The organism is Streptomyces sp. NPDC027663 (assembly GCF_055566415.1).
Map to the genome: position 1 here is coordinate 411355 of NZ_JBVHSK010000004.1, position 20872 is coordinate 432226.

The window sequence follows — 20872 nt, forward strand, 5'->3', positions numbered from 1 at the left end:
GTCACTCCGTCTCGTCGTTGACTGCTGTTCCCGCGACCATCAGCTGGCCGAGCGCCAGACCCCCGTCGTTCGGGGGGACTTCGCCGTGCAGGAGGACCGTGAAGCCGGCCGTGCCCAGAAGCGTGGCGGCCTCCTCCTCCAGCAGGGTGTTGGCGAAGACACCGCCGGTGAGGGCGACGGTGGTCAGGCCGGTCTCCGCACGGGCCCGGCGGCAGACGTGCGCCACCGCGCGGGCCACGCCCCGGTGGAAGCGGGCGGCCATCACGGGTACGGGGGTGTGGCGGGCCCGGTCGTTCAGGAGTGCACGCAGGAGGGGTGCCGGGTTGATCTCCCACCCGCCCGCCGGGCTCTGCCGGTCAGGAAGCCGGCGGCCCGGGACGGCACCCCGGCCGCCGGGGGTCCTGGCCAGCGCGACCGGGTACGCGACCCTGTCCGCGTCCCTGGCCTCCAGCGCCGCCGCCTCCAGCTCCATCGCCGCCTGCGCCTCGTAGCCGGCGCGCTGGCACAGTCCCACGAGGGACGACACCGCATCGAAGAGCCGGCCCATGCCGGAGGTCGGCACGCAGGCCACCTCGCGTGTCAACTGCTGACGCAGTACGGCGAGTTCGGTCTCGGTGCACGCCCGGACGCTCGGCAGGCCCGGATCCCAGGGCAGCCCCGCCGCCCACAGCCGGGCCAGGGCCAGCCGGCAGGGGTTCGCCACGCCCGCGTCGCCGCCGGGCAGCGGAGCGGGGGTCAGGTGGGCGTAGCGCCGGTAGCCGGTGTAGTCGGCGAGCAGGATTTCGCCGCCCCACACCGTGCCGTCGTCGCCGTATCCGGTGCCGTCGAAGGCGACGCCGATCACGGGCGTGGTGCCGTCGAGGCCGTGTTCGGCCATGGCGGCGGCGATGTGCGCGTGGTGGTGCTGGACCAGCCGCGGGATGCGCGGGCCGAGTCCGGCGGCGCGTCGGTGCGCCCAGCGCGTCGAGTGGTAGCCGGGATGCCGGTCGGCGGCGATCACAGCCGGGGTGACGTTGGTGAGGCGGGTGAGGTGGCGTTCGGCACGCTCGGCGGCCTCGACGGTGGCCAGGTCGCCCATGTCGCCGATGTGGGGCCCGAACCATGCGTGCTCGCCCTCGCCCATGCACAGGACGTTCTTCAGGTCGCCGCCGACCGCGAGCGTGGGGCGGACCGGGAGCGGAAGGCGCAGGGGGCGCGGGACGTAGCCGCGGGAGCGCCGCAGGACCTGTTCGGTGCCGTCGGGGCGGACGCGCAGCAGGGAGTCGTCGCACGGGGAGGCGATGGGCCGGTCGTGGCCGAGCCAGGCGTCGGCGAGTCCGGCGAGCCGGAGCAGGGCCTCGCCGTCGTCGGTGACGATGGGCTCGCCGGAGCGGTTGCCGCTGGTCATGACCAGCATCCGGGGGCCGGGAGGATCGCCGGGCAGCCCGAACAGCAGGGTGTGCACGGGGGTGTAGGGCAGCAGCACGCCGACGTGCGGGCTGCCCGGGCAGACCTCGCCGGCCAGGCGGGGGCCGTCCGTGGAGGTGCGCCGGCGCAGCAGGACGATGGGGCGCCGGGTGCTGGTGAGCGCGGTCCGTTCGGCGGCGGAGAGCACCGCGATGCGCTCCGCCGTGTCGAGGTCGGCGCACATCACCGCGAAGGCCTTGCCGCCCCGCTCCTTGCGGCTGCGCAGGGTGGAGACGGCCTGGGCGTCCGTGGCGTCACAGGCCAGGTGGTAGCCGCCGACTCCCTTCACGGCGACGATCCGCCCGGCGGCGAGCAGCGCCCGGGCCGTGGCGAGCGCCTCCGCGTCTTGGGCGGGCCGGACGCCGAGACCCGCGGCCGGAGTGAGGGTGAGGCGCGGGCCGCAGTGGGGGCAGGCGACGGGCTGGGCGTGGAAACGCCGGTCGGCCGGGTCGCCGTATTCGCGGGCGCAGGCGGGGCACATGGGGAAGCCCGCCATGGTGGTGGCCGGACGGTCGTACGGCATGCCGGTGGCGATGGTGAAGCGGGGGCCGCAGTGGGTGCAGGTGACGAACGGGTGGCGGTGCCGGCGGTCGCCGGGGTCGGCGAGTTCGCTCAGGCAGTCGGCGCAGGTCGCGGTGTCGGGCGGGAGCTGGGTGCGTCCCTGGGCCTGCTCGCTGGGGCGGATGGCGAAGGGCCCGGTGGTGCCGGTGGCGGGGATGTCCTCGCAGCCGACGCCGGTGACGGTGGCCAGCGGGGGCGGCTGCTCGGTCAGCCGGCCGGCGAACCGGTCCACGTCCTCGGCGGGGCCCTCCACCTCGATGAGGACGCCGTCCGCGGTGTTGCCGACGAACCCGGCCAGCGCGAGGCCGGCGGCCAGACGGTGCACATAGGGCCGGAAGCCGACGCCCTGCACCGTGCCGCGCACGATGATCCGGCGGCGTACCAGGCCGCCGGCGGGTGCGGTCACGAGGCGGGGGCGGAGACGGTGTGGTGGTGGCCGTGCGGGTGCGGGGCGAGCGGCGGGTGGTGCAGGGTGATGCCGTCGCGGGCGGCGAGGGCGCGGTCGAGCAGGGTGCCGACGCCGGCGCCGGTGCGCGCGCAGGACCTGACGATCTCCACGCCCGGGTTGACCCTGTGCACGTACTCGTGGAAGAGGCTCTCGTCGAAGCCGGCCGGTCCGGCGAGGTCCGTCTTGGTGATGACGACCAGGTGGGCGGAGCCGAACGCGGTCGGGTACTTCAGCGGCTTGTCCTCGCCCTCGGTGACCGCCATCAGCACGATCCGCAGGTTCTCGCCGAGGTCGTAGGCGGCCGGGCAGACCAGGTTGCCGACGTTCTCCACGAACAGCACGGAGGTCTCCGGGGGCAGCCAGTCGGTCAGCCGGGTGCGGACCTGGCGGGCCTCCAGGTGGCACAGTCCGTCGGTGTGCAGCTGCTGCACGGGCAGGCCGGAGCGGGCCAGCCGGACGGCGTCGTTCTCGGTCGCGAGGTCCGCGGTCAGCGCGGCGGCCGGCACGCCGCGCTCCCGTGCGCGGGCCAGTACCCGGCCGAGCAGTTCGGTCTTGCCGCTGCCGGGGCTGGACAGCAGGTTGACCAGGGCCACGCCCTGCCGGGCGAGGTCGGCGCGCAGGCTCGTGGCCAGGCCGTCGTTCTTCGCCAGGACGGCCTGCTGGACGTCGGACCGGCACATGGGCGCAGCTCCTCTGAGTCGGCGGCGGGGCCCGGGGCCGCGTCCCGTGCGGTCCGGGGTGTCACCGATCTTGTGCTGCTCCGGTCGTCAGGCCGGGCAGCGCTGCCGCGCGCGGCTGTCCGGATTCCACCGGGCGGCCCAACGGCGGTGCCGGTGCGGCCGGATCGGCCAGCAGGACGGGGACGAGGGTGTGCAGTGCGTCCACGGCCCGGTCGACGGCCTCCCGGACCGGTGCGCTGAGCCCCGGCAGCAGCTCGTCCTCGCGTTCGGGCAGCACGGCGGGCTCGCAGGCCAGGACGAGGATGCGGGGCAGAGGCTCCTCGCCCAGGTGTGTGGCCAGCGCCAGCACCTTCGCCGGGTCCATGCCGTGCGCCTCGGGCGGCGTGGTGCCGTCGGGGGGTTCGGCTTCGAGGAGGGTGAGGGTGCCGGGGCGCCGGCCGCGCGGGGCTGCGTCGACCAGGACCGCGGTGGCGTAGCCGGCCAGCAGGTCGTAGGCGAGGTCGAAGCCCCGGATGCCGTAGTCGTGGACGCGCACCTCGGGCGGCAGCGGGCGGTCTGCCAGGGCGCGGATCACTTCAGGGCCGAAGGAGTCGTCGCCGAGGAAGATGTTGCCGATGCCCGCCACCAGCAGCCGCGGCGTCACCGGACGTCTCCGGCGGGTGGGGTGAGGGGCCGGGTGGAGCCGGCCGGGGTCTTGCGGACGAAGGCCGCGCGCAGGGCGTGGTAGGGCGCCTCGGGGTCGAAGAAGATGGCGCGCATGCGGTCCAGTTCGGCCTGCCGGTAGGTGCTGAGGGGGCGTTCGCGTTCGCCGGCGGCGCGGGCGGCCGCCTTGGCGTCGATCGACCGTTCCGAGCCGGGCGCGGCGGCGAGTCCGGCCGCCAGCCGTTCCACCTCGGCCGCGAACTCCTGCGGTGCGGCCGGTACGAGCCGGTCCACGAGGCCGAGGCGTTCGGCGGACGCCGCGCTGACGGGCAGCGCCTCGGTCGTGAGCCGGTGCGCGTGGTCCGGACCGACGCGGCGGGGCAGGGTGTAGGTCCAGAACTCGGAGCCGTACAGGCCCATGCGCCGGTAGTGCGGGTTGAGGACGGCTCCGGTGCGGCACCAGACCTGGTCGGCGGCGAGGGCGAGCATGGCGCCGCCGGCCGCCGCGTTGCCCGCGAGTGCGGCCACCACGAGCCGGTCGGTGGTGCGCAGCACGGCCTCCACGAGGTCGTCCATGGCGTTGAGGTTGGTCCACGACTCCTGGGCCGGGTCGGGGGCCGCTTCGATGACGTTGAGGTGGATGCCGTTGGAGAAGAAGTCGCGCATCGAACCGAGGACGAGGACCCGGGTGGGGCGGGTGAGGGCGTGCTCGTAGGCGGCGAGCAGTCTGCGGCACTGGCCGGTGCTCATCGCGCCGCCCGGGAAGGAGAAGGTGAGGAAGCCGGCGTCACCATGCTGCCGGTAGCGGATGTCGGTCCAGGTGCGCCGGCCGGGCGGGAGTTCCAGCGGGGCGGGGTCCTCCGGGAGCGCGAGGCCGGGCTGGTACGCGGCGAGCACCGAGGTGGCCGGCCGGCGGAAGGGCGCCGGGTCACCGGAGTTCCTGCGGGGGCGCAGTTCCGGGATCCAGACCGCGCCGTCCCGGGTGGCCCGGCAGACGGCGCCCGCGCGCTGGGCCAGCAGGGCGCCGGGCCGGCCGCGCAGCCGGTCCTCGGGGTGGCCGCCGTGCAGGAAGACCTCGTGCCCGAGGAGTTCGTCGAGGACGCCCGGCTGTGAGTCGGCTCCGCGGAGCTTGCGCAGAACCGTCCCGGTGTCGTCGTGCTCCCAGTCGATCCGCCGCCGTTCCTGGCGGAAGAAGTCGCGCCGGACGACCGTGACCGACTCGTCGGTCTGTGCGAGCGGCTTGTGGGAGCCTTCGGCGTAGCGGCGTACGGCCGTCAGGACGGCGGTGACGGCGGCGTCCGAGGCCTCGTTGCGGTAGAGGTCGCTCTTGCCGGCGGGTGGCACGGGGAACGGCTCGTCCGCCCAGACGGGACCCGCGTCCATCGCCGCCTCGGCCTGGAGCACGGTCACGCCCCACTGGGGGGCCTGCCCGGAGATGGCCCAGTCCAGCGAGGAGGGGCCGCGGTCACCGGGCGGCCCGGGGTGGACGATCAGGCACGTGTACTGCTGCCAGACGTCTTCGGGCACGGCCGTTCTGAGCATCGGTGCGACGATCAGGTCCGGCCGCACCTCGTGCACGGCCGCCCGGACCGGGTCGGGGCCGTGCGTGGCGAGTACGACGTCCACCTGGTGCCCGTGGTCGGACAGTTCCGCGTACAGGCGCTGGGAGAGGCTGTTGAACGCACTGGCGACGAGCAGAATGTTCATGACACGGCATGGTCGTCCTTCCACGGGGTGCCGTGAAGAACCGCCGCGGCGTTTCGCCCGTCTATGTCAGGTCTCTTCCTCCATCCGGATCGCGTTCCGCAGATCCTCGAAGGCCTGGGCCGTCTGCTCCCTGTACGCCTCCAGCAGGGCCGCGGCGATCGCGTCGAGCTTGCGCTGGATGGCGTGCTCGGCGCGCATCTCGGCGTTCTTCAGCAGGGCCAGGAGGAGCAGGGCGACCGCGGTCATGGACTCGCCCGCGAGCAGCAGCAGTTCCAGGTCCAGATGGGCGGCGTGGGCGCCGATGAAGAAGCCGACGAGCAGCAGGCAGAAGAGGAAGAACAGCGGCGAGCTGGTGAAGTTGGAGGCGTACTCGGCGAACTGCTCGAACCGGCCGCGATGGGCCCCACCGCGCTGGACGGCGTTCTTGAAGGTCATGGCCCAGCCTTTCCCCGTGCCGGGCGGGCCCGCCCGGCCGTACCCACGACCAGGCGTACGGCACCGTGGACACCGGAGGCATCAGGCCGCCAGGGGACGCTCCGGGGTCAGGCGGTCGAGGAGCTGGCCGTGGTGGAGTTCCGCCACCGGGGCCAGCAGGTCGGGGTGGCGGAGCAGGGCCGCGGCGCGGCGGTCGCCGGCGTCGGGGGTGAGCAGCCGGCGGAACTCGGCCGCTGCGGCCGGGGTGTCCGCGCCCTCGGCGAGTGCGGCGACGGCCAGCTCGGCCAGCCCGGCGTCGGTGAGCAGCGCGGCGGCCCAGCTGGCCACGACCTCGTCGACCCAGGTGCGCCACGCCCACTCCTCGGCCGGGTGGTCGTCGGTGTGGTCGGCGCCGGTGATCCAGTCGAGGCGGGCCGCGCCGCCCGGGCCGGCCATCGTGACCAGGGCCGCGTCGATCTCGGTGGGGTACCGCAGCGCGGCGGCGACCGTCACGGCCTGCCGGGCCTGCGCCTCGCACAGCGCGGAGGCCAGCGCGCCGCCGCTCGGCGGGTAGGCGACCGTCAGCCAGCGTGCCGTCGCGGCTATCAGGGGGGACAGATCAGTGAGCACAGCCAGGCCGTCCGAGATGCGCTGGGAAACAGGGACTGCCCGCCACGGTAGCCCGGTGCCGGGCACGGCCGGGAGAGGGTGCGAAACAGGTCATATGTGACGTGACCCACGCATCGGGTGCGCCCACAGGCCCTCGCGAGCCCAGGTCCGTCACTCCCCCCACCGGGGTGCGAAGTAGTCGCGGAGCCGGGCGATCTTCCCGTCACGGAGGCGGAAGATCTGCACCAGCGAGACCACCTCCTGCGCCCCGCCTCGGTCTCCGTTCCCGTCTCCGTTCCCGTGTCCGTCTCCGTCGAAGACCGCATCGATCTCGACGATGAACACGTCGGGATCGGCGGTGGTGTGCAGCACGTACCCGGACTTTGCCGGATCGGGTGCCCTCGTCTCCGCTGTGTTCCGCTCGTAGTACGCGGCCATCGCCCTGCGGATCTCCTCGCGTCCCTCCATCCGCCGGGGCAGGGCAGCGCCCGCCGACAGGAGCGGTGCTTCGAAGACGCCGTCCTCGGTGAACTGGTCGGCGAGGGCGTCGGCGTTCCGGGTCAGGGTTCCGGCGTGGACGTAGCTCTGGAAGATCTCTAGCGGGGATCGGGACACGACGGCCTCCCTCGGCACGGCACGGAAGGGGTCCACTCCACCACAGCGGCGCAGAGCCGGTGGCGGTTTCGGCGAACGGCCACCGTGTGGTCGCGCGGCCACCGCGCCCCGGCGCGGGAAGGGGCCGGGGTGCTCAGTCCTGCGTACGGCGGTCGCGGATCCGGGCGGCCAGTACGGCGACGTCGTCCTCGGCCTGCTGGACGTCCAGCCGCGCGATCACCGTGTCGAGGACCTCCTCGACGCCGGAGGCGGTACCGAAGCCGACGCGGGTGAGCCTGTCCAGGGAGTGGTCGATGTCCTCGCCCCGTTGTTCGACGAGCCCGTCGGTGAACAGCATCAGCGTCTGGCCGGGGTCCAGCTGGTACGTGGCCGGCTCGTAGCCGCCCAGCCCGGTGCCGAGGGGCGGCCCGACCGGCACCCGAAGCAGCGAGGCACGGCCTTCCCCGTCGATCACGACAGGCGGCAGGTGACCGGCGCTCGCCAGGGTGACCTGGCCGCGGTTGGGGTCGATCCGGGCCACGAGGCAGGTGGCGGGCCTGCGGTCCGGTTCCGCGGACGCCATGTCGTCCAGCTGGCGCAGCACCCGGTGGGGCGGCAGGTCGGCGGAGGCGATGTACCGCAGGGACGATCGATAGGCGGTCATGTCGATGGCGGCTTCCAGGCCGTGCCCCATGACGTCACCGACGACCAGCAGCGTACGGCCGAAGTGCAGCCGGACGGTCTCGCACCAGTCGCCGCCGACCAGCGAGCTCTGCCCGACGGGCAGGTAGCGGACGGCGACGTCCAGGTTCGGGTGCGGCCGGCCCGGTTCGGCGAGCAGGGCCCGCTGCAGCTTGCCGATGATGCTGCTCACGGCGTCGTGTTCGCGGGCGTGCCGGATGTGGGAGGCGGCGCGTTCGGCGAGGAACGTCATGTGGTCCGCCTCGGCACGGGTGAACGGCGCCTCGGTACGTGCACACACCAGCGTGCCGTAGCAGTGTCCGCCGGTGGCCAGCGGCACGGACAGTGCGGTCCGGCCGGCGCCGGGGCCCCAGGAGACGGCCCTGCCCTCGGCCGGGTCCCCGGTCTCGCGTACCAGTGCCTCGGCCTGCCGGGCGTCGGGAAGGAGGTCCTCGTTGCCGCTGACGGCCACGTACCCCGGGCCGGCCGCGCCGCCGGCGGGCAGCACCGCGGCCGCGCCGCCCGCTCGCGCCACGGCCGCCCGGGTCAGCTCCAGGCGGGTCGTGCCCTCGTCGAGCGTCGTGCCGATCGCTGACGCTGCCGCGCGCAGCTCGGCCACACCCACGGGCTTGCGGAAGTCCGGGGCGGATACGCCGCCGCCGACAGTCTCCACCGCCGGCGGTCGAAAGGGCTGATGCCAGTTCGCCACGCCCCCACCATAAACGGTGACTTCCGCTAATCTTGCCATGCCCACGTCACGCTCTTACTCACGGTAAGAGGTCGGCGCGCGCCCCTACCGGGCAGGTGGGCGCCGCCCGGGTGCCGGACCGTTCGCCGGGTGCGGGTGCCGGACCGTACTTCGGGTGCGGGTACCGGACCGTGCGCCGGGTGCGGGTACCGGACCGCACTTCGGGTGCGGGTGCCGGACCGCATTTCGGGCGCGGGTGCGTCGCCGGCTTGCCGCCCCGCCCCCCTCGGGCAGTCTGCGCCGACGCCGACCCGAAGAGCCCGGAAGCCTGCGCGAACCCCCTTGGGTGAGGCATGTTCGATCCGCGCCGCTACGGCCGGGGCGAGACGTCACCCACGGGACCGTCGTCACCGGGGGCGCGGCTGTCCGACCGAGACGTGGCAGGCGCCTGTCGTCGGACCGCCGCGGCAGGGGGACGTTCCCGGAGGGCGCCGTAGGCCACGAAGTACGCGGGAAGCCTGCGCAGCCAGGGTGAACCGGCGACCAGCCCGGCCACCCTGCGGGCCCGCTCCGCGCTGCCCAGGGGCGGCCGGCCCCGCAGGACCGGGGCGATGAAGCGGGCGTGGGCCGCCCGCTGGAGTGCCTGTGTGACGACCGTGGTGGGACGGCGGCGACGCTGCACCCGGCGTACGTCGCGCAGCCGCACGGTCCCGCGGCGCAACGGCCCGGCCAGACACCGTGCGGTCGCCACGGCGTCCTGCACGGCGAGGTTGATCCCGATGCCGAAGACCGGGGACATGGCGTGCGCGGCGTCGCCGATGCACAGCAGCCCGGGGCGGTGCCAGCGGCGCAGGCGGTCCAGGTGCACGTCGAGGAGCTTGACGTCGTCCCACGAGCGCAGGGCCTGCATCCGGCCGGCGGTCCAGGGGACGGCGTCGGCGAAGGCGGCGAGGAAACGGTCCAGGCCCGCGGCGCGGCGCTCGGCGTCGGTGCCCTTGGGGATGAGTGCGGCGCACTGCCAGTAGTCACCGCGGTCGATCATGGCCGTCAGGAAACCGTCGCCCGCGCTGCCGAAGAGCCCGGACGGGTCGCCTTCGTGCCGCGGCAGACGGAACCACCAGGCGTCCATCGGGCAGGTGAAACGGTGCAGCGCCAGTTCCGGCCGGGAGCGGGCCAGCGATCCGCGTCCGTCGCAGGCGACGGTGAGGACGGCGTGCAGCTCGCCGGTGCGGCCGTCGGCGGTCCGGTAGCGCACCCCGGTCACCCGCCCGGACTCGACCAGGAAGGAGGTCGCCTCCGTGTTCATCCGGAGCCGGAAGGACGGCTCGCGGCCGGCCTCGTCGGCGAGCAGGTCCAGCAGGTCCCACTGGGGCACCATCGCCACATAGTCGTAGGGACCGGGCAGCACCGAGAGGTCCGCGACGGTGACCGGTGAGCGGCCGGCGCCCAGCGGCAGCTGGACGGTGCGGACCCGGCGCTGCGGCAGCCGGGCGAAGCGCTCGGCCAGCCCGAGGTCGTCCAGCAGTGCCAGGGTCGACGGGTGGACCGTGTCGCCGCGGAAGTCGCGCAGGAAGTCCGCGTGTTTCTCCAGGACCGTCACCTCGATCCCGGCCCGGGCCAGCAGCAGGGCGAGCACCATGCCCGCGGGGCCGCCTCCGACGACACAGCACGTGGTCTTTTCCATGACGGTCTGCCCTTCCCGGGAGCAGGGATCCAGGAATGCTTCGGCATTAATTCATCAGTCGATGAATACTATACCCCTTCCATCCCGCCCAAATCACGGCGTCCACCCGGCGCCGGGCGGCGCGGGGGGGGCCGGGCGGCACGGTGGGCCGGGCGGCACGGTGGGCCGGGCGGCACCGTGGGCCGGGCGGCACCGTGGGCCGGGCGGCACGGTGGGCCGGGCGGCACGGTGGGCCGGGCCGAGGAGAGTGTCGCCGCCGCACAGGAGGGAACTCGTTGCGGGCCTGAAGCAGGGCCGGCAGCTCGATGCGGCCCGAGGCAGGGCTGACAGCTTGCTACGGCCCGAGGCAGGGCCGGCAGCTCGATGCGGCCCGAGGCAGGGCCTGACACGCACCGGGGAGAACTCATGACGACGGACGCCGCACGCTACGACCCGCAGGGCGAGGTACCGCTCGGGGGCTATGCAGCGCTCGCTTCCGTGTTCGCGGCGGGCGTCGGCGGCTTCGCGCTGCTGGCCCGGCGCCGGGGCGTACAGCTGCCGCAGGAGATGCCGCCCTGGGACGTGGCGCTGCTGGGCGCGGCCACGTACAAGGCGTCCCGGGTGCTGACCAAGGACAAGATCACCAGCTTCCTCCGTGCACCGTTCACCCGCCGCACGGGCGACGCCGAGGCGAGCGAGGTCATGGACGAGCCCCGCGGCACCGGGCTCCGGCTGGCGGTCGGCGACCTGGTGTCCTGCCCGTTCTGCACCGCCGCCTGGGCCGCCGGAGCCCTGGTGTGCTCCTACGCGGCGGCGCCGCGGTTCACACGGCTGGTCTCCGGCGGGCTCGGCGCGCTGACCGTGGCGGACTGGCTGCAGTACGCCTGGACGCTGACCCAGCAGTCGGCCGAGGACTGAGGCGGAGCCGCGGAGGGCGGTCGGCCAACTGGCCGGCCTAGAACCGAACCGGAGGGCGGCGGCACACGGCCCGGTCAAGGATTGAACCGGAGGGCGGCGGTGTACAGGCGGCCGGGAACCGAGGCTGAGCGCGGCGGATCGCGGCGGATCGCGGCCGGCCGGGAACCCGGGGGCGGGTGCGGAGCGCGGCGCAGCGTGGCCGAGCGTGACGGCGGTCGGTCGGCCGGGAGCTGAACGGACGCGGTCCCGCTGGCCATGCGGTGTCCGTGGCCGCGGGCGACGCCATCGGGGCCGGGTATCCGTCGCCGGTGACCGGGCGCGGGTACGGGGTACTCGACGGGAGCCCCCACGCTCGCGGGGACGGGCGACCGTCAGGTACTTCGCGCGGAAGGGATGGGCCTCATGCGGCACGACGAGATGATCGGAAAGGTGCAGGCGCTGGCCCGGCTGCCCGACCGGGGCACGGCCGAGCGGGCTGCGCACGCTGTCGTGTGCACGCTCTCGGAACGGCTTCCGGCCGGTCTGGCCCGGCACGTGGCCGCACAGCTTCCGCCCGACATGGCGGCCGTCATGCGGGAGGCCGCCGACACGTCCGGCGGGCCGGACTCCGGAACGGCGGCCGAGCGGTTCGGGCTGACCGCCTTCGCCGGGCGTATCGCCGCCCGGGCCGGCACGGACGAGGACAGGGCGCTGCTGGACGCCGCCGCCGTGCTGGAGGTACTGGATGCCGCTCTGGCCCCGGAACTGACCGAACGGATGGCCATGGCGCTGCCCTCGGACATCCGCGAGCTGTTGCCGGTGAGCCGCGCGGACAGGGAATCCGAGGACGTCGGCTGATCCCGGACGACGGCCTTTCGGGGCGGGCGCCGCACCGGGCGGTCGGCGCGACCGGGATCCGCGATGCCGGTCCGATGCGCGTGCAAGCGGCCACCGGGGGCAGGCGTACCACTGACGCCCCCCATCCCGAAAAGGTGCTCCATGGCCTTCTTCGCCCTCTCCCGGCTGCAGCCGCTGACGCTGCTGTCGGCCACCGACCTGTCGATGCAGAACGACCGGCTGCGACACGAGAACGAGCAGCTGCGGCGCGCAGTGACCTCGCACGCCGTGATCGACCAGGCCATCGGTGCCGTCGTCGTGCTCGGGCAACTGGCACCGGAAGAGGGCTGGCGCGCGCTGCGGGACGTCTCGCAGCGGACGAACGTCAAACTGCGCACGGTCGCCGAGCACGTCCTCGCCTATGCGCGGGGCGGCACGCTTCCCGAGCCCGAGCGGATCGAACTCGGGAGGGCGATCAGCCGCTACCGCCGGTGCGGCGAGACGTCCGCCGTGCTCAGTGACGGCCGGCCCGCGCCCGCCGGCGGTGCCGGTGGCGACGGGTAGCAGGGGGCCGCAGCACCCATCGGTCCTCGACCTGGTCCAGCCCGTACAGCAGCAGACTGAGCACCGGAAGCAGCAGAAGCGAGACGGTGATCACTGGAGGTTCCCCCTCCCTGGCCGAGAACACCCGGCGAGTGCCCAGGTCCTGCTGCACCCACCCGCGCGGTCTGTGAAGGTCCTGTGACAGGCAGCCGTCCGACGTCTGCCACGACCTCGACCTCGTGACGGGCCGCACCCGCGTCGCCGAACTACCAGGCACGCCCCGCCGCCTGCCCGGACGTGCCGGGACCGTCGACCGGCGGTGGAGCATGCCCTCGATCGAGGCCGGTGACCGAGCCGCATGCGGGTGCCTTCCGCGCGCCCCTGGCCCGCCGTGTGCTTACGGTGCTGTGGAGGTGACCGGCCGTCAGCCGGCCCCCGGGCGGAGAGGAGACCGTGACGGTGGTGGGCGAGGCACGCCGGCGGGCGTCCCGGCGGGGCGGCGGGCGCCGGGCCGGAGGAGTGGTGCTGGGCAGCCGGCCCGCGCACTCCGTGCGGGCGACGGCCCCGTCCCGCCCGGAGCCGAGGGTGCCGCCGGTCGAGCAGCCGGTGCGCTGGCTGCGGATCGCCGCCGCCTACGCCTGGCGGCTGATTCTCGTCGGCATCGTCGTCTACGGCGTCTTCATCGTCCTCGGCAGCTTCCAGCTCATTGCCGTAGCCCTGTTCCTCGCGCTGATCGTGACCTCCGTCCTGCGCCCGCTCACCGATCTGCTCGCCCGGTTCCTGCCGCGTCCGCTGAGCGTGGCCGTGGCGCTGGTGGGCAGTGTGCTGCTGGTACTCGCCCTGCTGGCGCTGGTGGGCAGCGCGGTGGCGGATGAGTGGGACCGGCTGGTGGGTGACTTCCGTGGCGGTGTCCACCGGATCCAGGAGTGGCTTCAGCGACCGCCGTTCCGGGTGAGTGCCGACCGGCTCTCCGCGCTGCAGGACCAGTTGACGCGGTACATCACCACACACCGGTCGGCGCTGCTCAGCAGCGCGTTGAGCGAGTTCGGACGGGTGGTCGAGCTGGTCACGGGCGGTGCGCTCGCGCTGTTCGCCTCCGTGTTCTTCATCCACTCCGGCGAGCGCCTGTGGGGCTGGATGCGCGACCAGCTGCTGCCGAGCGGTGCGCGTGCGGCCTGGGACCGGGCGGGGCGGGCGGCCTGGCGGTCCTTCTCCGGGTACACGCGCGGCATCATCATCGTGGCCGCCACGAACGCCGTGCTGGTCGGCGTCGCCCTGCTCGTGCTGCGGGTGCCGCTCGCGGTGCCGCTGGCCCTGCTGGAGTTCTTCGCGGCGTTCGTGCCACTGGTGGGCTCGCCGGTGGCGCTCGGCGTCGCCACGATCGTCGCCCTCGCCGGCCGCGGACCGCTCACGGCCGTGGCGGTGCTGGTGCTCATCGTCGTGATCGGCCAGCTGGAGGGGCACGTGCTGCATCCGCTGGTGATGAGCTGGGCGGTACGGCTGCACCCGGTGGTCGTCGCGGTGTCCGTGATCGCGGGCAGCATCGTCGCGGGGGTGATCGGTGCCGTCGTGGCAGTCCCGCTGGTCTCGGTGGTCTGGGCGGTGCTGCGCGCCCTGCGCACGGCACCGCCCTGACGGCTCACCCCCTGCTCCCTCGCAGACCCGGCCGCGCCCGCCCGCCCGGTGGCATGACGCGCAGCCCGACGTGGCACCCGGTGCACCGTGCATGGGATACGAGTGACCTGGCAGGGCGTACGGCGTGATCTGGCGGCCGCGGCGGACACGGCACGCCGGGCCTGGGCGGGACCGGGCCGGGAACGGGACCTGGCCGTTCAGGCGGGGAAGGGCGCGCTGGCCGCGTGGGTGGCCTGGGCGGTCGCGGGCTGGTGGCTGCAGGCGCCAGTGGCGTTCGTCGCGCCCTGGGTGGCGGTGGTGCTGGTCGAGTCGACCGTGTACCGGTCGATCGCGCACGGCCTGCAGCAGCTCGCGGCGATCGCGGCCGGCACGGTGACGGCCACCGCGGTCGGACTGCTGCTGCACGACACGGTGGCCGCGATGGCGGTCGTCCTCCCGCTGGCGATGCTGCTGGGCCAGTGGCGGCGGCTGGGCAGCCAGGGGATCTACGCGGCCACCGGCGCCCTGTTCGTCCTCACCAACGGGTCCGTCTCCGTCGCCACCTCCGCGGCACGGCTCGGCGAGGCCCTGTTCGGCGCCGTCGTCGGCATCGCCGTCAACGCGCTGATCCGGCCCCCGTTGTATCTGCGCGACACGCGTGCCGTGCTGCAGGACGCGACCACGGAGGCGCACGACATCCTGCGGGCCGTGGCCGACGGGCTGGCCGAGGACGACTGGGACACCGAACGGGCCGGCGCCTGGCACGAGCGGGCCCTGCGACTGCACCGGCTGGTGGAACAGGCACGCTCGGCCGTCGACTGGGGCCGGGAGAGCCTGCGCGGCAACCTGCGCCGCCGCACCGACGCCCTGCCGCTGCCCGGCAAGGGGTACGACGACGCGCTCGTGGTCCTGGACTACGCGGCCGTGCACACCACCGGCGTGACCCGCACGGTGCTGGAGGCCGCCACCGAGGACCGCCCGGCGCGCCGCCCGCACCCCGGGCTCGCCCGGCGGTACGCGGAGTTCCTGCGCCAGACCGCCCGTGCCCTGCGGTTCTACAGCCACAGCCGGTTCGGCGACGTCTGCGACGACGAGCTGCGCGAGGCCGTGGCACAGCTCCGCGGGACCCTGGCGGAGCTGCGCCGCGACCTGGTCCGCTCCACGACGGACGATCCCGACGAGTTCGCCACCTACGGTGCACTTCTCACCCAGGCCCACCGGCTGGCCGACCGGCTGGTCCCCTCGGGCACGTGAACGCGCCGGCGGTCAGTCGACGGTGGCGCTGGCGAGGACGGCTTCCACGTCCTCGGTGACCGACGGTTGCGCCGCGCCCGTCGTGAGCCCGAGCAGGAAGGAGGTGCGCTTGCCGTCGATCGTCACCACGGTCATCTGCAGCCGAGCGGCGCCGTCTTCGGCCTTGATCCGCAGCACGACCGTGTGTGCAGGCTGGCCGTCGACCACGGTGGCGTGCGAGTCCTCCAGGGTGGCGGGCTGGTCGGGGAAGAAGAACTCCGCGTTGGAACGCGCAACGGACTCCGTCGTCCGGCCGAGGTCGGCGCGGGGCACGACCTGCCCCGCTCTGCCCGCGAGCACGGTTGCGCCGGTGTCGGCGGACTTGCCGGCCGGGACATTGCGGATCTGTGAGGAGAATGCGCCGATCAGGTCCTTGTCCTTCGCCGCGTCGTGCTTCCAGCCGTCGGGGACGCCGTAGGAGAGTCCGGCGCTGCTGTCCGTCACCCGGGGCCTGCCCGCGAGCGGCTCGGAGTCGCCGTCCCGCATCCACCGGACGGCCGCCACCGCGGCCACGACGACCAGCAGTGCCACGAGACCGGCGATCAGCCACCGGGCCCGGCCCGGCCTGGACGGCGGCGGCCCGGCGGGGTGCGGAGGGGTCGGGTACGTCAGCGGGGAGGGTGTCGGCGTTGTCATGCCCTCAGACTTGCGGATCTTCGGGGGCCGGCGCCTGAGTCGTCGTACTCAGTCGTACTCAAGTCGTGCTCAGCCGTACTCGATCGTGATGCGTGGTGTCCCTGGAGCGCCACGACGGCACTCCGGCTCCAGACCCCCGCCGGACCGGAGGTTACACGTGTAACATCGCGCTGCGCCGACGGTTTCACCGACCGTCGGCCCCGCCCGGCCGTCGACGGAAGGCCCCCGACATGACCTCTGCCGCTCCCGCCCAGCTCGAGACCGCGTGGCCGCCGCCCCGATTCCTGGCCCCCGCACCCGCCGTGACCGGCACCGGCGGCGTACGCCGCTTCGACGGGCTGAGCTATGCCAGGTCTCCTGGCTACCGGCCGCGTCTGCTGGACGTGCATGTGCCGCCGGGCAGGGCGCCCGTACCGGCCGTGGTGTGGATCCACGGCGGCGGCTGGCTGGACGGCGACCGCCGCTACCCGCCGCCCACGGTGCCGGTGGAGTTGCTGCACGGCGCCGTCCTCGGCGCCGGCCTGGCCCTCGTCCCGATCGACTACCGGCACAGCCTCGAAGCGCCGTTCCCCGCCCAGCTGCACGACGTCAAGGCCGCCGTCCGGTACGTACGACGGCACGCCGACGCTCTCGGCATCGACCCCCTGCGGATCGGCGTCTGGGGCGAGTCGGCCGGCGGTCATCTCGCCGCTCTGGCCGGCCTGGTCCGCGCCGACGCCCACGGGGCCGGCCTCGAGGGCCGGGAGGGCGTCCCGGACGGGGACAGCACGGTGCGGGCCGTGGTCGACTGGTACGGCGTGTCCGACATCGAACCGCTCCTCACGCAGCCGTTCCCGGCCCCGCCCGTCCCGCCGGACGTGCCGCCCTATCCGCATCCGTTCGACGCCCTGCTCGGCGGCCCCGGTGGCGACCTGCGGGAACGGGCCCGCGCCGCCAGCCCCGTGACGTACGCAGCAGGCGCCACTCCGCCCCCGTTCCTGCTGGTCCACGGCCGCGACGACCAGGTCGTCCCCTACCACCAGAGCGAGATCCTCGCGCGGGCTCTGGCGGCCGCGGGAGGTGAGGCCACACTGCGGCCCGTCGAGGGCGCAGACCACGTCTTCCTCGGCTCCTCGGAGGTGCCCGCCATCGTGGCGGAGAGCGTGGACTTCCTGCGGCGCCGTCTGACCGCCTGACCGGCAGCTGCTCGAACTCCGCCTGCCCGACGGCTGCTTACCGGGGCACCGGCGGACGGCCGGGGTTCGCCGTTGCCGGACACCGGCGGGCGGCAGGCGGCGGGCAGCGGGCAGCGGGCGGCCAGGATCCAGGTGCCACCCGGACACCCGGCGGTCACCAGGGTCCCGGCATCCCGTCGTCACCGGGTCACCGGCGGTCGGCAGGCGCCCGGGGTCCGCCCCGTCGCGCTCGTGGTCCGCCCGGTCAGGCGGACTCGCGGCGTACGAGCACCGGGTCCGTCGCGGGCAGCGGCTCGGCGGTGCCGTGTTCGATCAGGCTGTGCAGCGCCGCGGCGATCCGGGCGGCGGAGAGCACGTCCAGCCGGACCGTGGTGAGCGCGGGGCGCTGCAGGACGGCGGTGACCAGGTCGTCGCAGCCGACGACGGCGACCTCGCCGGGCACGTCGAGGCCGGTGTCCTGCAGGGCTCGCAGCAGCAGGGCCGCGTACTCGTCGTTGTAGGCGAAGACGCCGTCCAGGCCGAGCGCGGCCCAGCCGCGGGCCAGCTCGAGGGCGGACGCGTAGGTGTACTCCATCTCCACCGGGGTCACGGCCGCCGCGGTCCGGGCGGCGACGCTCCGGGCGCCGGCCAGGCGGGGCGCGGCGAACGCGGACAGTCCGCGCTCGCGGGGCATGACGACCCCGAGGCGCAGCCTGCCCTGCGCGACGAGGTGTTCGGTGGCGAGCACGCCGGCACGCCGGTCGTCGTAGGGGACCGTGAAGACCCCTCTGACCGGGTCCGGCGCGAGCGCCATGAGGGCCTGCACCCCGGCCCGCCGCAGCACGCCGGCGCCGGCCTCGGTCAGGCTCGCGCCGTCCAGCGCCAGTACGGCGCCTGGGCGCAGTTCGGCCCAGGCGCGCGCCGCACCGACGGAGTCGGAGAACCGCCCGGCGTGCAGGACGGTCGTGTAGCCGTACCGCTCCAGCTCCGTGTGCAGGTCGTCGATCCAGCCGCTCAGGAGGCGGCCGATGGCGGACACGGCGGCCGGGATCAGCACCATGTCGGTGCGGCCGGCGCGCAGTGAACGGGCCGCCGCGTGCGGCACGTACCCGAGCGTGTCCGCGGCTTCGAGCACCTTGGTGCGGGTGGCCTCGCTGATCCGGTGTGTCCGGGTGTCGTTCAGCACGAAGGAAACGGTGGCCCGCGAGACGCCTGCCAGGCGGGCCACGTCGGCGCTGGTGACGGCCGCGGCCGGTTTCCTCGCCATGCTTGCCTTCCGCTCGTCGGTACCGCGCGCGCAGGTAGCCAGGTTACACGCGTAAATAAGCCAGGGGGACGCCGGCGGAGCTGTCTGGTAACACGAGTCAGCAAGGAAGGACGGCACGGGCACCGTGCGCGGGGCCGGCGTCACCACCCAGGAGCCGTGCCCCGCGCTCACCTACGACGGGCAGCCGGGGTGACCCGTCCTCTCCGGCTATGCCGACTTCTCGAGGAAGGCGGACAGTTCGGCGTTGAAGCGAGCCGGGTTCTCCATGTTCGGGTAGTGGGCCGCACCCGGGACGCCGACGGTGCGGCCGCCCTGGACGAGGCCGGCCAGGCGGGTGGCCATGGCCAGGTGGTCCGCGGTGTCCAGCTCACCGTTGATGGCGATCAGGGGCACCTTGATGCCCGGCACCCGCTCCCAGGTCTCCGTGACGGGTATGTGGTGGTCGGGCTCGTCGGGGGTGTGCTTGCCCAGGGTGCCCAGGCCCATCTCGCGCAGGCCGAGCGCGATGGCGGGGTCGAGGTCGGCCAGGTCGCGGTGCGGTCCGACGCCCCACTGCACGAACGCGTCGGCCCAGCCCGCCAGGTCGAGAGCGGCCAGGGCCCGCTGCTGGGCGGCGATCGACTCCAGCACCCACGGGTCCTCGAAGACGGGTTCACTGGTGCCCGAACCGCTGACGACGACCGCGCGGACCAGCTCGGGGTACTCGAGAGCGCAGTCGACCGCGATGCCGCCGCCCATGCACAGTCCTACGAGCACGGCGGGAGCGGCGTCGAGGCCCCGGAGCAGCGCGGCGAGGTCGTCGACCTGCCGGAAGGGGCGGGTCGCGTTGTCGGAGGCGCCGTGGCCGCGGGCGTCCCAGGCGATGACCCGGTGACTCGGCGCGAAGGCCCGGATCTGCTCCTCCCACATGCGGTGGTCGGTGTAGCCACCGTGCAGGAGGACAAGGGGCGTACCGGAGCCGGCCTCGCGGTAGGCGAGGCAGCCGTCGGCGGTCTGCAGTGAACGGACAGGAAGGGAGGCCAAGTCGAAATTCATGACAACCAAGGTGTCATCTTTCTGGCGTGTTGGCAACCAAGGTGTCATCCTTGTCCCATGAGTGACGACCGCACCACGCCCGCGCCCGACGCCTCCGGACCCTGCAGGGACGAGCTGGCCGAGCGCCTGACCGAGGTCTTCGACCTGGTCGGGCCGCTCTACCGGCGCGTGCAGCGCAAGGTGGAGGAGGGGGCGCCGATCGAGGGACTGTCCGTCGGAGTGCGCGCGGTGCTCGATCTGCTGCGCGCCCGGGGGCCGCTGACGGTCCCGCAGATGGGCCGGGCGCAGGCGCTCAGCCGGCAGTTCGTCCAGCGCATGGTGAACGACGCGGCACGGCAGGGCCTGGTGGAGAGCGTGGCGAACCCGGCGCACCGCAGGTCCCCGCTCATCCGGCTCACCGACCCGGGCCGGGCGGCGATCGCGGCCGTACGGGCCCGCGAGCACGAGCTGCTGCGCCGGGTGGACGGCGAGCTGACCATGGCGGACGTCGAAACGTGCCTGCGCGTGCTCGGCGCGATGCACGCGCTGTTCGCCGACGTGGACGTCGACTGAGCGCACCGCGCGAGTGCTCAGCCGGTGGCCAGGCTCTTCAGCTGCTCCTGGGAGCCGTTGAAGCGGTCGTGGTCGCCGACCGTCTTGCCCGTGGAGGTGTACTGCCACATCGTGTGCGCCGACCAGCCCGCCGGCAGTGTGCCCACGGCCGAGGCGTAGCGCGCGATCCACAGCGGGTTGGTCGTACCGAAGCCGGCGTAGTTGCCGGTGCAGTCGGTCCACCAGCTGGTGGCGGTGTAGATGACCGCGTCTCGGCCGGTACGGGACTTGTAGCGGTTCAGGAAGTCACGGATCCAGCTGACCATGGCGCTCTTGGACTTGCCGTAGCAGGCGTCGCCGTACGGGTTCCACTCCATGTCGAGGGCGCCGGGCAGGGTCTTGGCGTCCTTGGACCAGCCGCCGCCATGGTCCACGAAGTAGTCGGCCTGGGCGGCGCCGCCTGCCGTGTCCGGGGTGGCGAAGTGGTAGGCGCCGCGGGTCATGCCGATGTCGTACGAGCCGTTGTACTGCTGGGTGAAGTAGGGGTTGGTGTAGGACGTCCCTTCCGTGGCCTTGGTGTAGGCCCACCTGGTGCCGCCGCCCCACAGCGTCTGCCAGTCGACGCTGAGCTGGTGGCTGGAGACGTCCACGCCCTCGATCTGGGAGGCGCGGCCGGCCTGGGGCGGGGTACCGGAGGATCCGTCATGGGCGAGGACGCCGATGCCCATGTAGGCGGTGCCCCGCGCTGGAGTGCCCCCGGCCGGCGCGGGCACGGCCGGGGAGCTGGACAGGAGGAGGCCGGTCAGGGCGCCCGTGAGGCACCGGAGGGACCGGCCGCGGAGAAGGCATATGGAGCTTCGCACGGGATCCATCTGACCCGGGGTCGGGTCGTCCCGCACTCCGGGTGCCCTCCGAAGTCCGCCATCCGCGGC

General features: G+C 74.0%; 20 protein-coding genes. 7 read left to right on the plus strand and 13 right to left on the minus strand.

The genetic code is table 11. The features are described 5' to 3' along the window. Position 1: 1 nt before the first annotated feature. The 9 genes from hypF to ACZ4SF_RS14865 all read right to left on the minus strand — a co-directional run bounded on the left by hypF (position 2) and on the right by ACZ4SF_RS14865 (position 10154). Entirely contained in the window at positions 2–2413 is a 2412-nt protein-coding gene (hypF, locus tag ACZ4SF_RS14825; RefSeq protein ID WP_468383364.1) for a carbamoyltransferase HypF, read from the minus strand. After that, positions 2410–3135 (minus strand): hydrogenase nickel incorporation protein HypB, encoded by a 726-nt coding sequence (hypB, locus tag ACZ4SF_RS14830; RefSeq protein WP_468383367.1) that lies wholly within the window; start codon positions 3133–3135, stop codon positions 2410–2412. Before hypB ends, hypF begins: the two co-directional genes overlap by 4 nt. A 61-nt stretch (positions 3136–3196) precedes the next feature. Further along, positions 3197–3778: a hydrogenase maturation protease gene (locus ACZ4SF_RS14835; protein WP_468383370.1), complete on the minus strand. Its 582-nt coding sequence runs from the start codon at positions 3776–3778 to the stop codon at positions 3197–3199. Next, positions 3775–5484 carry a hydrogenase maturation protein gene (locus ACZ4SF_RS14840; RefSeq protein WP_468383372.1) on the minus strand — a complete coding sequence of 570 codons (1710 nt, stop codon included), beginning with the start codon at positions 5482–5484 and terminating at the stop codon, positions 3775–3777. The genes ACZ4SF_RS14835 and ACZ4SF_RS14840 overlap by 4 nt, the downstream gene beginning before the upstream one ends. Before the next feature lie 66 nt (positions 5485–5550). Beyond that, complete coding sequence (locus ACZ4SF_RS14845) at positions 5551–5919, minus strand: hypothetical protein (protein WP_468383375.1); 369 nt, start codon at positions 5917–5919, stop codon at positions 5551–5553. An 81-nt stretch (positions 5920–6000) separates the two neighbouring features. Further along, a complete protein-coding gene (locus tag ACZ4SF_RS14850; RefSeq protein WP_468383378.1) occupies positions 6001–6528 on the minus strand; it encodes a hypothetical protein in 528 nt (175 codons plus the stop codon). A 150-nt stretch (positions 6529–6678) separates the two neighbouring features. Next, a complete protein-coding gene (locus ACZ4SF_RS14855) occupies positions 6679–7122 on the minus strand; it encodes a nuclear transport factor 2 family protein (RefSeq protein ID WP_468383381.1) in 444 nt (147 codons plus the stop codon). Between the two features lie 133 nt (positions 7123–7255). Continuing rightward, entirely contained in the window at positions 7256–8491 is a 1236-nt protein-coding gene (locus ACZ4SF_RS14860; protein ID WP_468383384.1) for a PP2C family protein-serine/threonine phosphatase, read from the minus strand. 349 nt (positions 8492–8840) lie between these two features. Next, positions 8841–10154, minus strand: coding sequence for an FAD-dependent oxidoreductase (locus ACZ4SF_RS14865; RefSeq protein ID WP_468383386.1), 1314 nt, complete (start codon positions 10152–10154; stop codon positions 8841–8843). A gap of 405 nt (positions 10155–10559) precedes the next feature. Between ACZ4SF_RS14865 and ACZ4SF_RS14870 the strand changes: the two genes are divergently transcribed. The 5 genes from ACZ4SF_RS14870 (at position 10560) to ACZ4SF_RS14890 (ending at position 15278) form a co-directional block, all read left to right on the plus strand. Beyond that, complete coding sequence (locus ACZ4SF_RS14870) at positions 10560–11051, plus strand: DUF1360 domain-containing protein (RefSeq protein ID WP_468383389.1); 492 nt, start codon at positions 10560–10562, stop codon at positions 11049–11051. 402 nt (positions 11052–11453) lie between these two features. After that, positions 11454–11888, plus strand: a complete 435-nt coding sequence (locus ACZ4SF_RS14875; RefSeq protein WP_468383392.1) for a DUF2267 domain-containing protein — start codon at positions 11454–11456, stop codon at positions 11886–11888. 141 nt (positions 11889–12029) lie between these two features. Continuing rightward, positions 12030–12431 carry an ANTAR domain-containing protein gene (locus tag ACZ4SF_RS14880; RefSeq protein WP_468383394.1) on the plus strand — a complete coding sequence of 134 codons (402 nt, stop codon included), beginning with the start codon at positions 12030–12032 and terminating at the stop codon, positions 12429–12431. A gap of 438 nt (positions 12432–12869) precedes the next feature. Next, on the plus strand, positions 12870–14045 hold the full coding sequence (locus tag ACZ4SF_RS14885; protein WP_468383701.1) for an AI-2E family transporter: 1176 nt from the start codon (positions 12870–12872) through the stop codon (positions 14043–14045). 87 nt (positions 14046–14132) lie between these two features. After that, positions 14133–15278: an FUSC family protein gene (locus ACZ4SF_RS14890; RefSeq protein WP_468383397.1), complete on the plus strand. Its 1146-nt coding sequence runs from the start codon at positions 14133–14135 to the stop codon at positions 15276–15278. Between the two features lie 12 nt (positions 15279–15290). Here the strand turns inward: ACZ4SF_RS14890 and ACZ4SF_RS14895 are convergent, their stop codons facing one another. Further along, a complete protein-coding gene (locus ACZ4SF_RS14895) occupies positions 15291–15953 on the minus strand; it encodes a hypothetical protein (RefSeq protein ID WP_468383399.1) in 663 nt (220 codons plus the stop codon). A 230-nt stretch (positions 15954–16183) separates the two neighbouring features. On the opposite strand from ACZ4SF_RS14895, the gene ACZ4SF_RS14900 reads away from it, so the two are divergent. After that, the gene (locus ACZ4SF_RS14900; RefSeq protein WP_468383401.1) at positions 16184–17128 is read left to right on the plus strand and encodes an alpha/beta hydrolase fold domain-containing protein; all 945 of its coding nucleotides are present in this window, start codon (positions 16184–16186) and stop codon (positions 17126–17128) included. A 244-nt stretch (positions 17129–17372) separates the two neighbouring features. Here ACZ4SF_RS14900 and ACZ4SF_RS14905 read toward each other — a convergent pair whose 3' ends face one another. Further along, positions 17373–18374 carry a LacI family DNA-binding transcriptional regulator gene (locus ACZ4SF_RS14905; RefSeq protein ID WP_468383404.1) on the minus strand — a complete coding sequence of 334 codons (1002 nt, stop codon included), beginning with the start codon at positions 18372–18374 and terminating at the stop codon, positions 17373–17375. 207 nt (positions 18375–18581) lie between these two features. After that, on the minus strand, positions 18582–19409 hold the full coding sequence (locus tag ACZ4SF_RS14910; RefSeq protein ID WP_468383407.1) for an alpha/beta fold hydrolase: 828 nt from the start codon (positions 19407–19409) through the stop codon (positions 18582–18584). A 57-nt stretch (positions 19410–19466) separates the two neighbouring features. Here ACZ4SF_RS14910 and ACZ4SF_RS14915 point away from each other — a divergent pair, with 57 nt between their 5' ends. Then, positions 19467–19961, plus strand: a complete 495-nt coding sequence (locus tag ACZ4SF_RS14915) for a MarR family winged helix-turn-helix transcriptional regulator (protein WP_468383410.1) — start codon at positions 19467–19469, stop codon at positions 19959–19961. A gap of 17 nt (positions 19962–19978) precedes the next feature. Here ACZ4SF_RS14915 and ACZ4SF_RS14920 read toward each other — a convergent pair whose 3' ends face one another. After that, positions 19979–20812, minus strand: coding sequence for a lysozyme (locus tag ACZ4SF_RS14920; protein ID WP_468383412.1), 834 nt, complete (start codon positions 20810–20812; stop codon positions 19979–19981). Positions 20813–20872: the final 60 nt, after the last annotated feature.

Bases quoted from the DNA above. Each gene is read 5' to 3' on its own strand.
- hypB (WP_468383367.1), bottom strand. From the start codon at position 3,135: ATGTGCCGGTCCGACGTCCAGCAGGCCGTCCTGGCGAAGAACGACGGC.
- ACZ4SF_RS14840 (WP_468383372.1), bottom strand. From the start codon at position 5,484: ATGAACATTCTGCTCGTCGCCAGTGCGTTCAACAGCCTCTCCCAGCGC.
- ACZ4SF_RS14845 (WP_468383375.1), bottom strand. From the start codon at position 5,919: ATGACCTTCAAGAACGCCGTCCAGCGCGGTGGGGCCCATCGCGGCCGG.
- ACZ4SF_RS14865 (WP_468383386.1), bottom strand. From the start codon at position 10,154: ATGGAAAAGACCACGTGCTGTGTCGTCGGAGGCGGCCCCGCGGGCATG.
- ACZ4SF_RS14870 (WP_468383389.1), top strand. From the start codon at position 10,560: ATGACGACGGACGCCGCACGCTACGACCCGCAGGGCGAGGTACCGCTC.
- ACZ4SF_RS14875 (WP_468383392.1), top strand. From the start codon at position 11,454: ATGCGGCACGACGAGATGATCGGAAAGGTGCAGGCGCTGGCCCGGCTG.
- ACZ4SF_RS14880 (WP_468383394.1), top strand. From the start codon at position 12,030: ATGGCCTTCTTCGCCCTCTCCCGGCTGCAGCCGCTGACGCTGCTGTCG.
- ACZ4SF_RS14895 (WP_468383399.1), bottom strand. From the start codon at position 15,953: ATGACAACGCCGACACCCTCCCCGCTGACGTACCCGACCCCTCCGCAC.
- ACZ4SF_RS14900 (WP_468383401.1), top strand. From the start codon at position 16,184: ATGACCTCTGCCGCTCCCGCCCAGCTCGAGACCGCGTGGCCGCCGCCC.
- ACZ4SF_RS14905 (WP_468383404.1), bottom strand. From the start codon at position 18,374: ATGGCGAGGAAACCGGCCGCGGCCGTCACCAGCGCCGACGTGGCCCGC.
- ACZ4SF_RS14910 (WP_468383407.1), bottom strand. From the start codon at position 19,409: ATGAATTTCGACTTGGCCTCCCTTCCTGTCCGTTCACTGCAGACCGCC.
- ACZ4SF_RS14915 (WP_468383410.1), top strand. From the start codon at position 19,467: ATGAGTGACGACCGCACCACGCCCGCGCCCGACGCCTCCGGACCCTGC.
- ACZ4SF_RS14920 (WP_468383412.1), bottom strand. From the start codon at position 20,812: ATGGATCCCGTGCGAAGCTCCATATGCCTTCTCCGCGGCCGGTCCCTC.